Origin of the sequence: Bradyrhizobium sp. (assembly GCF_036009065.1) — a bacterium.
Classification (GTDB): Bacteria; Pseudomonadota; Alphaproteobacteria; order Rhizobiales; family Xanthobacteraceae; genus Bradyrhizobium.
Map to the genome: position 1 here is coordinate 1 of NZ_DASYMN010000026.1, position 16,246 is coordinate 16,246.

Consider the following 16,246-nt stretch of genomic DNA (forward strand, 5'->3'; position numbering starts at 1 on the left):
ACTGGAAGGTCAACTTCGAAGACAACTGGCCGCGGCGCTTCCGGACTACATGGTTCCTCGCCGGTTCGTCTGGCTTGCGCAATTGCCGCTTACGGCCAACGGCAAGGTCGATCGCAGGCGGCTGCAGGACGAGGTGGAGGATGTCGCGCCTCAGGCGGAAACCCCGCCCCTCGACGCCTGCGAAACTGAACTGGAGCGCCGGTTGATGACGATTTGGTCGGACATCCTCAAGACCTCAACGATCAAGCCGGCTAGCGAGTTTTACCGGCTCGGTGGAACTTCGCTGCTCGCCGTGCGGTTGCTGGCGCGGGTCCGAAAGGAGTTCAACGTATCGGTGCCGTTGGCGGATCTTCCGCAACTTGAAAGCCCCCGCGCAATGGCCACGCACATCGAACGCCAAGTCGCGATGCGTGCGGCTTCGTGAACGGCCGCAGGCCGGCCATGCGCGACAGCAGGGAATCGAGAGTGAGTGAGATGATGAGATCGGTCATAGCTTGCGTCGCCGAAGGGGGATCGCCTTCGGCTCATACGATCACCTTTTTCCAGCCGGGTCATCAGCGCCGGATCGCGCTCGAACAACTCGATGCCATGGCTCGCCGGGTCGCGGCCCACCTGGTCAGGCTCGGTGTTCGTTCCGGCGATCGGATCGGTATCCTCGCCGGCAATTGTCTCGAATGGGTGCTGCTCGATCTCGCCGCGCTGAAGATCAAGGCGGTTACCGCAGGCTTTGAGGCCGGCAAGTTTGCGGCGACGGCCGATCTGCTTGATCGCTATGGGTTGCGCCTGATTTTTACCAATCGCCCAACGGACGATCGCCGGATATTGCCGATTACGGGTCTTCTTGCCGCGATTTCCGACATATCTGACGATTGTGAACTCGCGCCCGTCGTCTATCAGCCTGCCGATGTCACGACGATAAAGTTCACCTCCGGAAGCACGGGGCAGCCGAAGGGATTGGCGGCAACCGTGGGAAGTGTCGATAGCTCGATCACCGCCGTGCAGCAGTTGTTCAATCATTCGGCGTCCGACAAACTGTTCGTGTTCCTGCCACTTTCTCTTCTGCAGCAGCGCTATTGGATCTATTCGGCGCTTGCCTACGGACATGACGTCGTGGTGGCTACCTATGAATTGGCTTTCCAAGCTCTCAAGCAGGAAGAGCCGACGGTGGTGATGGGCGTCCCGGCGTTCTTCGAAACCTTGCGCAAAGAGATCATGTCGCGGGCCGATGCGAAGCCGCAGGCGGCGCACGCTGCCGAGGCCAGGATCGAGCTGCTCCGATCACAGGCAAGGGAAGTGTTGGGACGTCGCATTCGCTATCTGTGGACCGGGTCGGCGCCGGCGAGCCCGGATATGCTGCAGTTTTTCGACACATGCGGAATGCCGATCTTCGAAGGCTACGGCATGAACGAGACCTGCATCGTTACGAAAAACACGCCGGACGCCAACCGGGTGGGCAGCGTCGGTCGCCCGCTCCAAGGCAAGAAGGTGTTGCTCGACGACGACGGCGTGATCATGGTTCAAAGCCAGTTCCCCGTGAACACGAGCTACCTGTTTTCGGCGCCGGGCGAATCCGAGCGAATCTTCCGCCCGGATGGAGTGGTCTATACCGGCGACATCGGCCGCATCGACGCGGATGGATACCTCTATGTTCTCGGCCGCGCCGACGATGTCATCGTTCTCGCCAACGGACGCAACGTCATGGTCCGCAAGATCGAAGAGCGCTTGAAGTGTTGCGCCGCAGTTTCCGACTGTGTTTTGGCGGGCTTCGGCCACGATTACCTTTTGGCCGTCGTCTGCGCGCCTCACGGCGATGCCGCTCGGGACGAGATCGAGGCGCATATTGCTGAAATCAACAAAATGCACAGCTCCGACGAAAAGATCCGCCGCTTCATCGTGACCGACGAGCCGTTCAGCATAGAAAACGGGCTGCTGACATCTCAGTACAAACCGAGGCGCAAGGCAATTCTCTCTCGCTACCAGCAGCACATTGAGCGCGGCTATGGAGAACTTCAATGAATTCGATCGAGACCGTCGTATCGCAGGACCTTGCCAGACTGATCTCCGCGCCAGCCCACAGGGCCGATGCGGTGGATCTTGATGCCGACCTCTACGGCCATTACGGACTGACTTCCCTGAATATGGTGCTTCTGATGACCTCCGTTTGCGAGAAGACAAAGACTGCTTTGATACACTTCACCGAGGACGACATCGCCCGCCTTCAAACGCCGCGCGACATTGTGAGCCTGATCAGCAGATTCAGCGAGCAGGAGGGGTGACATGTCCTGGCATATCGCGGCCGATGTCAAACTGGAAAACGATCGCGTCTGTCTCCGGCCGATCGAAAAATCCGACCGTCCCGATCTGGCAGTCATAGCTTCCGATCCGGACATCTGGCGCTATTTTGTGCAGCGGATCGATAACGAGGAGGATCTCGACCGATTCATCGCGCTCGCCCTTGACGATACGCGGGCCGGCCGACGTGTGGTGTTTGTAATCGTCGATAAATCGACGGGGCGCCTCGCCGGAAGCATGGCGTTCGGTAATCTTGCCGCGGCCGAGCGTCGGCTCGAAATCGGATGGTCGTGGCTGGGGCGCGCGTATCGCGGCAAGGGTATCAACAGATGGGCGAAATATTTGCTGCTGGAGTATGCGTTCGAAACCCTCGAGGCCGAGCGCGTCGAGTTCAAGACCGATGTTCTTAACATTCAGGCGCGCAAGGGTTTGGCCAACATCGGCGCAACGGAGGAAGGGGTGTTCCGCAGTTACAATTACATGCCCGATGGCCGTCGTCGCGACGCCGTCTATTACAGCATCCTGAAGAAGGAGTGGCCGATCGTTGAAGCCGGGTTGCGCGAGCACGGGAAACTATCGGCGCCGGCGAGCGTATCGGCCGCGGCGTGACACGATGATGCCAATGACGCCCATCAAATTGAGTGGTGATGCCTTTCAGATCGGCGAGGCGCACGGCCGAGCGCTTGGCGCGCAAATACGCGGCTTCCTGGATGACGATCTTTGCCGGCTCAACCGCATTTTCTACCAGAGAACCAGTCTGGCGGATCTGCGCGAAACGATAACCCGTTACGGCGAGGCTATCTCGCGCGACACTCCCGCATTGTTCGACGAAATTCGCGGTTTGGCCGCAGGCGCTGAAATCGGTATCGAGGAGTCGTTGCTGCTGCAGGTGCGGCGGGAGGTGATGGGATACAACAGGGTTCCGACCGGTGGCGATTGCACGACACTGTGTCGCAAGCAGTCCAAACACTCCGTTCTTGCTCAGACGATCGATCTCAACGGCGATCTCGATGATCATATGATGATATTAGACATCACGCATCCGTCGAGCGGACGCCGGGTGCTGGTTCTATCGTTCGTCGGACTGCTTGGTTATTTGGGAATGAACAGCGATGGACTTGCGATCGGTCTCAACCTCGTTCTGGGAGGAACGTGGTGCCTTGGCCTGCCGCCTTATCTTGCGATCCGTCATCTGCTCGATACCTGTTCCGACGTTGAAACATGTATCGACGGTCTCTCGCGATTGCATCTTGCGAGTTCGCGCGCTTTGACGATCTGCGATCGCCGCAGCGCCGTTACGGTCGAGCTCCTCGAAGGCAAAATGGCGGTGGCCTCCGGCGCAGAATTGGTGCACACCAATCATTTCCTGAATCGGGATTTTGCGGCCGCCGACGCGATCAATCCGTTTGCGCGCAATTCTTCTGTTCGCCGGTTGGTGGCATGCAGGGAGCGGCTGCAGCAGTTGGGCACCGCAGCGACCAGCAAGGACTATATGGAGATTTTCTGTCATGAGCCCATTCGCGTTCGCGGCAACGGCGATATCCGGCGTGAGCGAACGGTCGGAACGGTGATCATGTCTCCGGAAGATGGCATCATGCATGTTCGCCGCGGCGATCCGGCGCTCGCGTCGACGCAGACCTTTCATCTGCATGCTTAGGACCTGCACGCGAATTGGTGAAGCGCATTTTTCCACACGCTGCCCGGTGCGGTCAAACCACGCGCAGCAGCGCCCCGAAACGCGCGCCCGAGACGCTGGAACCCATGGCGACGAGGTCGTTTTTGTCGAGCGCGCCGGAACCGAGCAGATCAATGAGATTGATCAGCGGATCGCTGGCAAAGACGTGGCCGATGCGGCCGATATTGTCCATGAACAGTTGATCCTTGCGGAAACCGGCTTGCTGTTCCTTGATCATGACGATCGGCTTGAACAGATTATTATGCGTCAGCCGTTTTATTCTATCGATCGGAACGCCGCTGCGGGATTCGAGATCCGCATTGACGCGCCGTGCCAGCGCGGCGGATATCTCGCCGTTTGGCCGCATCGCCGCGGCATCGACCGCCGCGGCGGTCGTTATCAGTTCGAACTCGCCGGAGATGTCGCGCGTGATGACGCAACTGGCCGCGCCGTCGCTGAAGGTCGCGAAGGGACGCAACCGCGGTTCGTTGTCCGACGTATCGCAAGCCGTCAGCAGAATGGCGCGATGTTTGCCGCTCACGACCAGCGATTCTGCAAGACTGAGGCCGGCCATCAGCGTCGCGCATCGGTTCAGGCTGACGCCATAGGGAATGGTTTCGCGGAGGTCGAGGCTTTGGAGAAAGCGGCCCACCACATCGGCATGTCCATCGACGTCGCTCGGAAACCGTGTCCCGCAAAGGATGGCTGCATCGACTTCGTGGCGACGCGAGCCGAACGCGGCCAATGTGCGCTGCGCAGCTTCCGCGCCGAGTTCGATCGCGCTGCGCCTGGTCAGGCGGTAGCGATCCCATCCCCACAGGTCGGCGTCGTCGATCATCTGATTTTGCACGAGAAAGTCCGAGAAGTTCGCGATGTCCGCGACCGGACGCTCGTCCTCCCCGATCACGTAACGGCAGCCGTGCAGGTAGATTTTTGCGGGGGTCATCGGCGTGGCCACGGTCTTTCATGCAGGAAACGACAGCAATCACCCAGCGCGGAAAGACATACCGGCGGCAATGAAATTACGACAGGGCTGCGATGATATGCAACTCCAGGCGCCTTGCCTAGTTGTATTGAGTAAGCTGTTCTCTGGGAGATTGTGTCATGATCGAGAGCGCCACGCAAACCATCGGGCGGGACCTGTTCCACGGCAGCGCAATCGACACATTCCGCTTCAGTCCATCGGCGAGAACCGCCGCGGACGCGATCCTTGCAAAAGGCGCGGTTGAGATATTTTCCGCGCTGATGCGCGATCAGGAGAGCGAGGGCACATTGCTGGCGTGCAAGCACGTTCTCGATGCGACCTTGGCAACAATGGATCCGGCGAAGGTTCCGTTCGACGCGCTGGTCAATGGCGGGATCGACCAGCGGATACTGGACCAATGGATCGACACCCGGCGCTCGGCGGCCGTTTGCCGTCTGCAACAGGCATTGTCGCTTGGGAGCGAGGCGCGGATCGCGATGTTTCGCGAACGCGCCGGCATTGCCATGCTGGCGGGGTGCTGGCTCGACATGATCTCTCAGCCGGCGACCCAACCGGCCGGTATCGTCAATCTGCTGTTTGGGCATTATTGGCGACTGCAGGGCGAAGGAAACACGGCGCGTTCGATCGCCACCACACGCAGTCGGCTGTTCGAACAGGCTGGCGCCTTTCTATCGCCGGTGGGTGACACGGATTTTCCGCGCCGCTCCGGCATGGGAGCCACGACAGCTCTTTACGCCGCCTTCCTGTTGTCTCTGTCGCGCTATCCCGTCAACTATTTGCCGGAAGTGGTGGGCATTCACTATGCCTATCACGCTTTGGGTATTGACGACGTGCTGGTCGGAACGGCGCCGATCATTACCGAGTCGGAAGTGAAAGCGATTCTCGCGAACTATCTGGATTTGCCCGATGCCGGAGCGGCAAAAATGCTGGTTTGGCGCGTCGCGCGGTCGATAGCGCTCGGCGTGGAGCTCGAGGTTCAACATGCCGGCATGCTTGCTGAGATGGCCGAACGAAGCGCCAACCAAACGCTCGACGGAAAAGTAGCCGATATCGTCAAGCGCCATGCGCCGTTCGCCGGCAAGCAACATCGCCAGGTTCGGGTTGGGGATATACCGCTCACCAAACGGTTTACTGATCCGGATCTGGACATCGCGGCATTCCTGAAGGATTTCAAGCGCTCATGGTACGTCCGAAAGAACACGGCGGGAGGATGCCGGTTCACCGATGCATTGAAGCTCGGCGGACCGATGTTCGGCATCTTTACCGAGCAGGACGCTCGCACCTTCAAGGATTGGGTCGAGCATATTCCCGATACCATCGACCAGCCAATCGTCATCACGTCCGCGCGTCCAAGCGAGGAAACGTCCATCGAACGGCTTGACAGCATCCGCCGGTGCAGCCCGGCCGGAGTCGTATTCGAAGTTGCCGGCAAGGTTGACGATCGGACGCTGCTGTATCGCCTCGTCAATATCGAGAACTTCCCCCATGTCCTCGCTATCGCCCAACAACGGGCGGAAGCGGGCTTGAGCGCGGCCCGAACCTTGTTCGATACGGGTGCCGAGGGGAAATATACCGACGCAAGCTTTTTCCCTTATACGCCGGATGCACTGATCGAGCGGGTAAAATCGGTATATTGGACCAAGCTGGTCGATCCTTATGCTCCACTTGAGCAGGTTCCGTCGCGCGATGACGTTATTTTTGGTCAGAAGACGTTTGCCCTGGGAAGTCTGATCGATGGGTCATGGGTGTTCCGGATCGGAAATGCAGGCCGCTACAACCGCATCAGCGATGGAATGCTGTTCGCTATCTATGCCGACGAGATGGGCATGGGCGATATCCGCAAGAACCATATCACTCTTATTCATCGTGTTTTGGGCAGCATGGAGATCATACTGCCGCACATTCGCGATGAGGCATTTGTCGATCAAGACGAGATTCCGGACACCTTCTACGCATTTCCAATCAACCAGCTTTGCCTGGGTCTTTTTCCCGACGGTTTCTATCCGGAGATCGTCGGATACAATCTCGGTATCGAGATGTTCGGCTTAGGCGAACTCAGGCTTCATGAAATTCAAAAACTGCGGCACTGGGGTCTCGATCCGATTTACGAGGAGGCGCATCTGTCGATTGACAATGTATCGGCCGGTCATGCCCAGCAGGCCGCCACAATCATCCAGTCTTATCTCGGTCAAGTCGAAAGGCAGTTCGGTCCGGCTGCCGTCGACGCGGAATGGCGGCGCATCTGGAATGGTTATGCGCTGTTTGCTTACTTTGCCGAGGGCCGTCAGGCAACGGAAGGCGGCGCACTCGTGCCCGCAGATGCATCGGATCATCGCGCCGGAGTTCTGATCTGAGAGTTGGCCGATGCGAGGGCCGCGGGCGCGGCGGGGTCGCGCTGGGATACGTTCCGCCACAGCCCGGCGGCGCTTTCAGCCGGCGACGGCGCCAAGGTCCGGAATCCGCGCGTTCGCAGAAGGCCAATAGCGGACGGACGCGTGGTCGCGCGCATCGAAGCCGCCGGCAATTAATTCGCGAACGACGATCGTCGCGATCGAGTTGGCGAGCGCCGCGCCGGGGCATTTGTGCAATCCTGCGCCGAAGGTAAAAATACGCGAAGTGTTTCGGCCGGGCGTAAACTGGTGTGGGGCCGGGTTGGCTTGTGGATCGCGGTTGGCGGCTGCAAGCACCACCAGTATGGCATCGCCTTGCGCTATCGTAACGCCGGCGACACGGCAGGCCTCGGCGGCGAAGCGGCGTGTATTCTGGATGGGAGAATCATGACGAGCCACTTCCGACACGATGGCTTCGATCGCATCATGCTTGTGCTTCGCCAGCGTCAACAAATCGAGGTTCCGTGCAAACGCGACCAGTGTATTGCCGATCAATCCGGCAGTGGCCTCGCAGGTCTGAGACATCAACCCGATCGCGTTCGCCGCCACCGCGCCGGAATCGATGTCGCTGTCCTTCCGGGTTCCGCGGACGAGTTCGGAGAACAGGCCGTCGGTGCGACCGGCGGCAGGTTGTCGAAAGATGCCGAGAAGCTGCGTCGCTGCTTGATTGGCTGCGGCAATTGCCTCGGGGGTCGCATGTGCGGGAATGCATTTGACGAAATCATTGATCGCTTCGACGATGATCGGCAATTCCTGATCGGTCGCCCCGAGCAGCCGGGCGACCACTGCCACGGGCAGCGTGAAGAGCACGGTGTTAAGATTGCACTTTCCGATATCGGCGCCAACGCTCCGCGCGAGGAGCCGAACCGCCTCAGAAACCACCCGATGGCGATCAACGCCATCGATGGCGGCGGCGATGGCGGGCTTCAACGCTTGGTGCGGCGAGCCGTCGTTCATCCGCACCAGATGGCCGAAGATCGTTCCCGCCGCCGTGCCGACAAGGGCCGGCGGGACCTGCGCGCCGGGCGGCCGGACCCGCAGTCTCCGATCCGTGAGGATCGCGTCAACTGCGGCCGCGCTGCTCGCGACCCACATACCCAGCGCATCGTCGCGATAGAACGGCCGTGACTCGACCAGATCGGCATAATAGGGATAAGGGTCGTGGTGCGTGACCGCCGCTATCGGGTTTTGCGGGTCCATGCTGCGCCTCCGATTGGTTAGGCCAACGGTGCCGTCGATGGGCGATGGTCGCGCGCCAGCTGCCGGCGGATCGCGGCGCCGACGAAGCGCACGACATCGACTTGAGCGTCGGCGATGAAAAAGTGACCGCCCTTGAAGCGTTGCCGGGAAACCTTGTGCACGGTCTCGTTTTGCCATGCCGCCAGGACATGCTCCGGCACGTGGGTGTCGCGATCGCCGGTCAACAGCGTTATCGGCACCTGAAGTGGATCGCGCCGGTCATAAACGTAGTCGGCAATCATGGTGAAATCTGCTTTCAGGATCGGCAGAAAGACCGCCTGCAGATCGCGGTCCTGCACGATTTCTTCCGGCAGGCCGCCATAGCCATGCACCAATTCGATGAATGGCCGTTCGCTCCGCGCGACGATGTCTCGCATTTGCGGCGAGGGTAGATGGCATGGCGCGCGGCAGCCGGACGCGAACAAGTGGCGGATCGGGAAGGATCTCAATTCGCGCAGCACTTCAAATGCCAACACCGCGCCCAGACTGTGGCCGAAGAAGAACACCGGCCGGTCGAGCAGAGGTGTGATCGCGTCGACGATTTCGCCCACAAGGCGGCGGATATCGGTTTCCGGCCGCCCGCCGAACCGCTGGCCGTGACCGGGCATTTCCAGTGCCTGGACCTTGATGTCGGCACCGAGCTGGGCTTGCCAGCCGGCAAAAGCCGATGCGCCGCTTCCCGCATAGGGAAAGCAGAACAGATGCGCCTTGGCGGCAGGCAAAGGCCGGCTCAGAAACCAGCGGGTCGGCTGCTTCTTCATCGGCATGGCCTCACGACCGCCTCTGCAAATGGCTGGCGATGATGTTGTACTGAATCTCGGAGGTTCCCTCGTAAATGCGCAGTGAGCGAATTTGCCGATACAGCCGCTCGGGTAGCGAGCCACGCACCATTCCGGCGGCGCCAAACAGCTGCACCACGTCGTCGATGATGCGTTGCGATGCTTCGCTAGCAAACAGCTTGGCGATGCTTGAATGCTTCGCATAGCTGCGATCATGGTCGCGCAGCCAAGCCGCTTGCGCCACCAGCAGCGCCGCCGCCGTCGATGCGACTTCGGCATCCACCAGCGTGTCCTTGGCGAACTCGGTATCGAACAGTGTGCCGTTGCCCAATTGGCGCGATCGACACCGCGCGATGGCCGCGCTCTGGGCCCGGCGGGCGAAGCCGATCGCGGCCGAGCCGACCGTCAGGCGATAGCTTTCGAGCACGTCCATTGCGATCGCAAATCCCATTCCCGGCTTGCCGATGATGTGGTCCGCCGGCACGGCGCAGTCGCGAAAGGCCAGCGAGGCGAAGGCGCGCGGCGCCATGAAGTCGATCGCTTCTGCGGTCAGGCCGGCCGCATCCGCCGGCACCAGCAGCATGCTGAGCCCGAGCGCGCCGGGACCTTCGCCGGTGCGGACCAGAACGGAATGGAAGTCGGCGATGTCGCCGTTCGAGATCCAGGTCTTGTTGCCGTTGAGCACGTAAACGTCGTCCTTGCGCTCCGCCCGCAGCGCGATGGCGGCGACGTTGGAGCCGGCATCGGGCTCGGAAATGGCCAGCGACCCGATCAGGCGACCGGCGATAATATCCGGCAGCCAGCGCTCGCGTTGCGCCGGCGTGCCATGGCGGATCAACGGCGTGGCCGCCAGGGCTTGAATGGAAAATGCGAAGTCGCAGAGATCGTGAATGAATGCGAACCCCTCCCGGATCAGCGCGATGGAACGGAAATCCGGCGCAGCCGTTTGCGTGCCGGCTGCGAACTCGAACCATTTTTCATCACCTAGAATGCGGGTCATCCGCCGGCCGAATTCCGAGGCGTGCAGATTGTCGAGCTCGGCGAGGCATGGCGAGATGCGATCGCCCCATTGCTCGATGCGCGCGGCCAACTGGCGATGGCGCTCGTCATAAAGCGGCAATGCAAGTATCAGGGGATCGTAAATGTTCATGGCGGTGAACCCGGATCGCATGCGCGCTTCCAAACGGGCAGCAATCTCGGTGTCGAATATAAGCTTGCGGGGCGCCTGTGGAAACAGCTCGGCGGCGACGTGGTCGGCTCGCGGATGGCGCCGAAGCCGATGCGCAGACCGATTGCCCGGGCTTGCGGCAATGCTGGAAGTGCCGATTCGGCGGGCGGATTCACGCAATCGAAGGTGTGCAACAACGATCGCCGGTCGCTCCGCGGCGCACCCGCCGGCCGGCGTCAAGTCCGACTGTTTGCCATGCCCAAAAACTGTCCCGGCCGCCTCATTTCGGGCAACGATCGTGATATCTTGGGCGACCGGCTGGAGTGTTCAACGTCATGGAGATGACACGCGACGTCGCGCGCGAAAGCTTGCAGCGCGAGGTGCTGATAGCGCTGGGACTGTCGATCGGGGCGGCGGTCGCGCTGGGCTTTTCCCGCTTCGCTTACGCGCTGCTGCTGCCGCCGATGCGCGAGACCCTCGGCTTGACCTATGTCGAGGCGGGCGCGCTCAATACTGCCAATGCCGTCGGTTATATCTTTGGCTCGCTCGCCGCGGCGCTGTCGGCGCGGCGCTGGGGCGCCAAGCGCCCCTTTCAGCTCGGCTTCCTGGTGAGCGCGCTCATTCTGGCGCTCTCGGCCGCGGCCTCCGATTTCAGGATGTTGTTTTTGCTGAGAACGATCGGCGGCGTATCGACCGCCTTCGCCTTCATTCTAGGAGCCGCGCTGGCCGGGGCGATTTGTCCTGGCAGCAGCGCCGAACGCAAGGGCTTTCTGGTGGGCCTTTACGTCGCCGGCAGCAGTCTCGGCATCGTGGTGTCAGGCATCGCCGTTCCATTTGCGCTGCAAGAGGGGGCGCAGGGCTGGCGTGAGGGATGGGTGATCCTGGGATGTCTTGCTTTGCTCGGTGCAGTTCCTGCGGCGTTGGCGGCGCGATCGGTGCCTGCGCCGGCCAAGGGCGCCTCGGCAATGCTGGGGCTCGCGGAATTTCGTCGATTGACGCCGGCCATTCTCGGCTATGGGCTGTTCGGCGCCGGTTATGTCGGCTGGATGACCTTCATCATCGCGCTGTTGCGCGATCAGGGTGCCAGCGGTGGACAGACCGCCACATTCTGGATCGTGCTCGGGCTTACTTCGACGATCTCGACATTGCTGTGGGGCCGAGTGCTGGCGCAACTGCCGGGCGGGCGCGGGCCGGCCTTGATCTTCTTCATCACCATGCTGGGCACCTTGCCGGTCTTGATTCAACCCGGCCTTTTCTCGGCCTTTCTGTCCGCGGTCGTATTCGGCAGCAGTTTCATGGCGGGGCCGGCCGCCGTCACCATCCTGGCCCAGCGCCAGCTTCCCGCCTCGGCTCTGACCGCCGCAGTCGCCTTGTTGACCGTCGCTTTCGCGCTCGGTCAATCGATCGGACCAATTCTGGCGGGAACGATCACCGATATGACAGGCCAGGTTGCCGCGGGACTGTGGGCATCGCCGGCGTTGCTTGGCCTTGCCGCAATCGTGTCGCTGTTCCAGCGTCGGGCGGGCTAAAATGGGCAATCCGGACGCGGCGGTCCTGATCTATCGGCCGTCAAACACCGGCGGCCGTTTGGCAAGAAACGCCGCGCAGCCTTCATGCGCGTCGGCGCTGTCGAACAGCAGGCTGACCATGGCCTGCTCGTGCGCCAGAGCGGCGGGCAACGGCATGTCGGCGCCGGCCATCAGCGTGCGCTTGAGAAGCTTGAGCGTGAGCGGCGATTTCCTGGCGATGCGTCGCGCCAGCTCCATCGTCTCCGCAAGCAGTTGCTCTTTGGGCACGACCCGGTTGACGAGACCCATGTCGAGCGCCGCCGCGGCTGAAATGCTGTCGCCGGTGAACATCATTTCGCGGGCCTTGCAAGGGGCGATTTGGCGAATGAGACGCTGGCTGCCGCCTCCGCCTGGAAACAGCCCGAGCGCAATCTCAGGCAGTCCTAATTTGGCGTGATCGGCGACGATCCTGATATCGGTGGCCAACAGCAGTTCCAATCCACCGCCCACCGCCAGGCCGTTGATTGCGCTGATGGTCGGCTTTTCACACCGCTCGAAGCGGCGAAACAGGCGATGCACCCTGTCGGCAAAATCCAGATAATGCGCCAGGCCTTTGCGCGAGTTGAGATCGGCGATGTCGGCGCCGGCTGCGAAGGCGCGGTCGCCGGCGCCGGTCACGACGATGACACGCACCTCGGCATTGATTTCCAGATCGGCAAGAGCGCCTCCGAGCGCCTCCAGCATCGGCAGGTCGAACCTGTTGAGCGCGTCGGGCCGATTGATGGTGATGATGCCGGTCGCCCCATCAATTCGGGTGATCACGATGTTGTCGGACATGGGGATTCCCTTCAAATTGACTGTTTCACCGCCTTTCGGCGCAACGCACTTGTCAAGCGGCCATCCAGCGTCCCAATGCCGCGTTGACCACAGCAGGCTGCTCCAGCGTCGACAAATGGCCGCAGCTCGGTATCAAAACCAACTGGGCTCCGGCGATTTCATCGGCGATCTCCCGGGCCAGATCCGGCGGTGTAAGCAGATCCGAATCGCCTACCAGAACCAAAGTGGGGCAGCGGATGGCGGCCAACGCCGACCTTGAATCCGGCCTGGTGATGATCGCTTTGTGCTGTCGCACATAGGCGGCCGGGCCAATATCGTCCGACATGGCATCACAGATCGCCCGCAACGACATGTCGTCATACCGGCTTTCATGGACGATGACCGGAAAGACATTGTCATTAAGCTCGGCCAGACGGCCCTGCTCGGCCATGGCAATGCATTCGAGCCGCGACTTCGTCTGTTCGGGGGTATCGGATCGCGCCGAGGTATCGAGCAGCGCCAAGCGGTCGATCCGCTCGGCCGCCTGACGCATGATTTCAAAGGCGATATATCCGCCCATCGAATGGCCGATCAGGGCAAATCGCGGCGGCGCGTCGGCAAGGATTCGTCGTCCGATGCCGGCGATCGTGTCGTCCCGGGTGTGATCTGGAACCATGACCGAACCGAATCTCCATAGATACGGGGTCTGTTCGGCATAAAGCCGTGCCGAGGCATTCAATCCGGGAAGCAGCAGAATCGGCGTCGACTTCGACATGATATGGGCCGGCTGAGATGAGGACAATGCGGGATCAAAGCACGCGCTAACGGCCTTGAGTGTTGCGCTGTTCCGATATGGGTTGCTCAGAGCTTGGTTTCTATCAAGGTCCGAACGGAATTTGCCAGAAAGCATTGTTCGTGAGCTTGGCGGTGCAAACTTTCTTCAGTCGATTGATCGGGCGGTTTGCCCGAATAGGTCACTTTCGGCTTCAGCAGAACTTTGGTGATGCTCAGCCGGCCAATTTCGTCTTCCGCCATCGCGCCCTCGGCCTCGTCGCTGTAGGTATCCACGACAAGCCCTTTGTTTGCCGCAAGAAACAGAAAGGTCAGCATATGGCAGCTCGACAATGCCGCGACATAGGCTTCTTCGGGATCGACATTCTCGGCCGATGAATAAGGGAGCGGCACGACATGCGGTGAAGAAGACGCTGCGATCTGCGCGCCTCCGTCAAATCGCCAAAGATGCACTCTGCTGTACCGGTTGTCGGTAAACGCATCGCTCGCGGCACGCCTCCACAGCACATTTGCTCCAAAACGGATCATCTCCGCCTCCTTAAAGTTCGCGCATCATCGCTCAAGATAGGCCCTTGAACGTCAGATACAGCCCCAGCAAGAGCAGCCCGATGAAAAACACCCGGCGAAATGTCTCGACGCTCATCCGCTCGCGCAGGTGCTGGCCCGCGAACATTCCCAGCAGGGCCGGAACCAGCGCCAGCAGCGACAGACCGAGAAGCGACGTCGACGCTTCAAACACGCCCTGCCCGAACAATCCACCGGCCAGGGCCACTGTCGAGACCGTGAACGACAGACCGAGAGCTTGAATCAGATCATTCCTTTCGAGTTGAAGCGCCTGCAGATATGGCACCGCGGGAATGACGAAAACGCCTGTGGCTCCGGTGATCAGGCCGGTGACAACGCCGATCAGCGGCGAAAGCCAGGGTTCGTGGGTCGGGCGTACCACGAATTTTTTTGAGCGCAAGCCGAGGGCCGCATAGAGGGTGAGCGCGACGCCAAGCGCGGCGAGCGCCCCTGTGGAATGCGCGCCTGCAATCAATCCCGCGCCACTGACGGTGCCGATCACGATACCGACCATCATCGTCCAGAGCCGCTTGCACAGGCCAAAAAACGATGGGCCGGCCAGCAATTGCCAGACGTTGGTCGCGAACGAAGGGACCAGAAGGATCGCGGCGGCGTCGGGCGGGGGCATCGTAATTGCCAAAAGGCCCATGGCCACCGTAGGCAGGCCCATTCCCACGACGCCTTTGACGATTCCTGCCAACAGGAAAACGCCGAGGATGACAATCCACGTCACGTCAAAACTGTTCAGCACGTCGCCGCCCGGTGCAGTTCGTTACCGGTTCAGTCATGCCGCATCATGTCCTTGATAATTGCCGCTGTTTCAGCTTGCGTGCCCGACTGCTCCGCCATGACGATTGGTGCTGTCCGCGGGCAATACGCGGCGCTTGGGGCTGCGAAACGCAAGAGGCTGGCGGTGGCGATAACGCCCGCCAGTGTCACCGCCGTCCATTCCATGATACCGGCCGAAGTTTCGCGCGTTTTTTCCAGGGATGTGATCACGGGAGCTCACCGCAGCAATATGGCGGACAGCTTGACGGCACCCACGCTCCCTCACAATATGGAAGTTCCGTTTCCAGCCTTCGTCAAAGACGATGGCAGAGGAGTGGTTGACGTTGAATGCGCTTCGATCTGGTTGATTTGCGGCTTTTCCTGCTTGTCGCCGAGGGCGGCAGCATCACGATCGGCGCGGAACGGGCCGGATTGGCGCTCGCCTCCGCCAGCGCCCGGATCAAGGGAATGGAAGACAGGCTCGGCGTTCCACTGCTTGAACGTCGAAGGAGGGGTGTAGCCCTGACGTCCACCGGACGCGCGCTGGTTCACCACGCGCAGTCCGTACAAAATCAGGTTGACCGGATGATGGGAGAACTCGGTCAATATGCGAAGGGCCTACGCGCTCATATTCGGCTGCTGTCGAATACCGCCGCCGCTGCCGAGTTTCTACCGGAGATACTGGCATCCTTTCTATGTGAACATAGCAATATTGATGTCGATCTTGAGGAGCGACCGAGTCACGCCATCGTGGAATCGATTGCGGGCGGAGCCGCCGATCTGGGAATTGCAGCCGCCTGGGCCGACCTCCGCCATCTGCAGCAGCGTCCCTTCCGCACGGACCGTCTGGTCATTATCGCACCCCGAGAGCGCCGCCTCTCGGTTCAAAATCGCCCGGTCATGTTCGAAGCCGTTGCGGGTCTGCCCTTTGTGGGCCTTAGCCCTGGCAACCCGCTGCAAGAACACATTGTGCGACAGGCGGCGCGCCTCGGGTATCATCTCGGCTTTCGCATCCGGCTCGCAACCCTTGACGCAGTTTGCGAATTCGTCTCTCGCGGGATTGGCATTGCAGTTGTTCCGGAAGCCGCTGCCCGTCGATGCCGGCAGGCCAAGTTACTCCGCGTCCTGCTGCTCAAGGACGAGTGGGCGACACGTCGATTGATGCTCTGCGCGCGCGTGTTCGATGATCTATCGCCCCACGCCAAGCTTCTCGCTGACATGCTCGCCACCGTCTGATCCTCTGCTGTCCCGCTCGACGAGATTTTAGACA

17 protein-coding genes are annotated in these 16,246 nt (G+C 60.9%); 8 read left to right on the forward strand and 9 right to left on the reverse strand.

The features are described 5' to 3' along the window. The 5 genes from VGP39_RS01870 to VGP39_RS01890 all read left to right on the forward strand — a co-directional run. On the forward strand, positions 1-424 hold a 424-nt coding region (locus VGP39_RS01870), incomplete at its 5' end, for a phosphopantetheine-binding protein (protein WP_327566407.1). A gap of 50 nt (positions 425-474) precedes the next feature. Then, complete coding sequence (locus VGP39_RS01875) at positions 475-2,016, forward strand: AMP-binding protein (protein WP_327566441.1); 1,542 nt, start codon at positions 475-477, stop codon at positions 2,014-2,016. Further along, positions 2,013-2,276 (forward strand): phosphopantetheine-binding protein, encoded by a 264-nt coding sequence (locus VGP39_RS01880; protein WP_327566408.1) that lies wholly within the window; start codon positions 2,013-2,015, stop codon positions 2,274-2,276. The genes VGP39_RS01875 and VGP39_RS01880 overlap by 4 nt, the downstream gene beginning before the upstream one ends. Position 2,277: 1 nt before the next feature. Beyond that, positions 2,278-2,901, forward strand: coding sequence for a GNAT family N-acetyltransferase (locus VGP39_RS01885; RefSeq protein WP_327566409.1), 624 nt, complete (start codon positions 2,278-2,280; stop codon positions 2,899-2,901). A 13-nt stretch (positions 2,902-2,914) separates the two neighbouring features. Beyond that, complete coding sequence (locus VGP39_RS01890) at positions 2,915-3,949, forward strand: C45 family peptidase (protein ID WP_327566410.1); 1,035 nt, start codon at positions 2,915-2,917, stop codon at positions 3,947-3,949. 52 nt (positions 3,950-4,001) lie between these two features. Here the strand turns inward: VGP39_RS01890 and VGP39_RS01895 are convergent, their stop codons facing one another. Next, entirely contained in the window at positions 4,002-4,913 is a 912-nt protein-coding gene (locus VGP39_RS01895; protein ID WP_327566411.1) for a hypothetical protein, read from the reverse strand. A 158-nt stretch (positions 4,914-5,071) separates the two neighbouring features. Between VGP39_RS01895 and VGP39_RS01900 the strand changes: the two genes are divergently transcribed. Continuing rightward, positions 5,072-7,306, forward strand: coding sequence for an iron-containing redox enzyme family protein (locus VGP39_RS01900; RefSeq protein WP_327566412.1), 2,235 nt, complete (start codon positions 5,072-5,074; stop codon positions 7,304-7,306). A 75-nt stretch (positions 7,307-7,381) separates the two neighbouring features. Here VGP39_RS01900 and VGP39_RS01905 read toward each other — a convergent pair whose 3' ends face one another. From VGP39_RS01905 to VGP39_RS01915, 3 genes are read right to left on the reverse strand one after another with little or no spacing between them, the layout of a single operon-like run. Then, entirely contained in the window at positions 7,382-8,542 is a 1,161-nt protein-coding gene (locus VGP39_RS01905) for a cytochrome P450 (RefSeq protein ID WP_327566442.1), read from the reverse strand. Between the two features lie 17 nt (positions 8,543-8,559). Beyond that, on the reverse strand, positions 8,560-9,348 hold the full coding sequence (locus VGP39_RS01910) for a thioesterase II family protein (RefSeq protein ID WP_327566413.1): 789 nt from the start codon (positions 9,346-9,348) through the stop codon (positions 8,560-8,562). A gap of 4 nt (positions 9,349-9,352) precedes the next feature. Continuing rightward, complete coding sequence (locus tag VGP39_RS01915; RefSeq protein ID WP_327566414.1) at positions 9,353-10,531, reverse strand: acyl-CoA dehydrogenase family protein; 1,179 nt, start codon at positions 10,529-10,531, stop codon at positions 9,353-9,355. A 332-nt stretch (positions 10,532-10,863) separates the two neighbouring features. On the opposite strand from VGP39_RS01915, the gene VGP39_RS01920 reads away from it, so the two are divergent. Continuing rightward, positions 10,864-12,057, forward strand: coding sequence for a YbfB/YjiJ family MFS transporter (locus tag VGP39_RS01920; RefSeq protein WP_327566415.1), 1,194 nt, complete (start codon positions 10,864-10,866; stop codon positions 12,055-12,057). Positions 12,058-12,087: 30 nt separating this feature from the next. Here VGP39_RS01920 and VGP39_RS01925 read toward each other — a convergent pair whose 3' ends face one another. The 5 genes from VGP39_RS01925 to VGP39_RS01945 form a co-directional block, all read right to left on the reverse strand. Then, entirely contained in the window at positions 12,088-12,873 is a 786-nt protein-coding gene (locus VGP39_RS01925) for an enoyl-CoA hydratase/isomerase family protein (protein WP_327566416.1), read from the reverse strand. A 52-nt stretch (positions 12,874-12,925) separates the two neighbouring features. Next, complete coding sequence (locus VGP39_RS01930; RefSeq protein ID WP_327566417.1) at positions 12,926-13,627, reverse strand: alpha/beta fold hydrolase; 702 nt, start codon at positions 13,625-13,627, stop codon at positions 12,926-12,928. 86 nt (positions 13,628-13,713) lie between these two features. Then, entirely contained in the window at positions 13,714-14,172 is a 459-nt protein-coding gene (locus tag VGP39_RS01935) for an OsmC family protein (protein ID WP_327566418.1), read from the reverse strand. A 31-nt stretch (positions 14,173-14,203) separates the two neighbouring features. Further along, positions 14,204-14,959 carry a sulfite exporter TauE/SafE family protein gene (locus VGP39_RS01940; protein WP_327566419.1) on the reverse strand — a complete coding sequence of 252 codons (756 nt, stop codon included), beginning with the start codon at positions 14,957-14,959 and terminating at the stop codon, positions 14,204-14,206. A gap of 29 nt (positions 14,960-14,988) precedes the next feature. Beyond that, entirely contained in the window at positions 14,989-15,207 is a 219-nt protein-coding gene (locus VGP39_RS01945) for a hypothetical protein (protein ID WP_327566420.1), read from the reverse strand. A gap of 117 nt (positions 15,208-15,324) precedes the next feature. Here VGP39_RS01945 and VGP39_RS01950 point away from each other — a divergent pair, with 117 nt between their 5' ends. Further along, positions 15,325-16,212, forward strand: a complete 888-nt coding sequence (locus tag VGP39_RS01950) for a LysR substrate-binding domain-containing protein (RefSeq protein ID WP_327566421.1) — start codon at positions 15,325-15,327, stop codon at positions 16,210-16,212. The last annotated feature ends 34 nt before the right edge of the window (positions 16,213-16,246 follow it).

What these genes read in the sequence shown, in the direction of transcription:
- VGP39_RS01885 (WP_327566409.1), top strand. Translation starts at nt 2,278, where the DNA reads ATGTCCTGGCATATCGCGGCCGATGTCAAACTGGAAAACGATCGCGTC.
- VGP39_RS01920 (WP_327566415.1), top strand. Translation starts at nt 10,864, where the DNA reads ATGGAGATGACACGCGACGTCGCGCGCGAAAGCTTGCAGCGCGAGGTG.
- VGP39_RS01880 (WP_327566408.1), top strand. Translation starts at nt 2,013, where the DNA reads ATGAATTCGATCGAGACCGTCGTATCGCAGGACCTTGCCAGACTGATC.
- VGP39_RS01895 (WP_327566411.1), bottom strand. Translation starts at nt 4,913, where the DNA reads ATGACCCCCGCAAAAATCTACCTGCACGGCTGCCGTTACGTGATCGGG.
- VGP39_RS01890 (WP_327566410.1), top strand. Translation starts at nt 2,915, where the DNA reads ATGACGCCCATCAAATTGAGTGGTGATGCCTTTCAGATCGGCGAGGCG.
- VGP39_RS01925 (WP_327566416.1), bottom strand. Translation starts at nt 12,873, where the DNA reads ATGTCCGACAACATCGTGATCACCCGAATTGATGGGGCGACCGGCATC.
- VGP39_RS01905 (WP_327566442.1), bottom strand. Translation starts at nt 8,542, where the DNA reads ATGGACCCGCAAAACCCGATAGCGGCGGTCACGCACCACGACCCTTAT.
- VGP39_RS01935 (WP_327566418.1), bottom strand. Translation starts at nt 14,172, where the DNA reads ATGATCCGTTTTGGAGCAAATGTGCTGTGGAGGCGTGCCGCGAGCGAT.
- VGP39_RS01875 (WP_327566441.1), top strand. Translation starts at nt 475, where the DNA reads ATGATGAGATCGGTCATAGCTTGCGTCGCCGAAGGGGGATCGCCTTCG.
- VGP39_RS01910 (WP_327566413.1), bottom strand. Translation starts at nt 9,348, where the DNA reads ATGCCGATGAAGAAGCAGCCGACCCGCTGGTTTCTGAGCCGGCCTTTG.
- VGP39_RS01900 (WP_327566412.1), top strand. Translation starts at nt 5,072, where the DNA reads ATGATCGAGAGCGCCACGCAAACCATCGGGCGGGACCTGTTCCACGGC.
- VGP39_RS01915 (WP_327566414.1), bottom strand. Translation starts at nt 10,531, where the DNA reads ATGCGATCCGGGTTCACCGCCATGAACATTTACGATCCCCTGATACTT.
- VGP39_RS01950 (WP_327566421.1), top strand. Translation starts at nt 15,325, where the DNA reads ATGCGCTTCGATCTGGTTGATTTGCGGCTTTTCCTGCTTGTCGCCGAG.
- VGP39_RS01930 (WP_327566417.1), bottom strand. Translation starts at nt 13,627, where the DNA reads ATGTCGAAGTCGACGCCGATTCTGCTGCTTCCCGGATTGAATGCCTCG.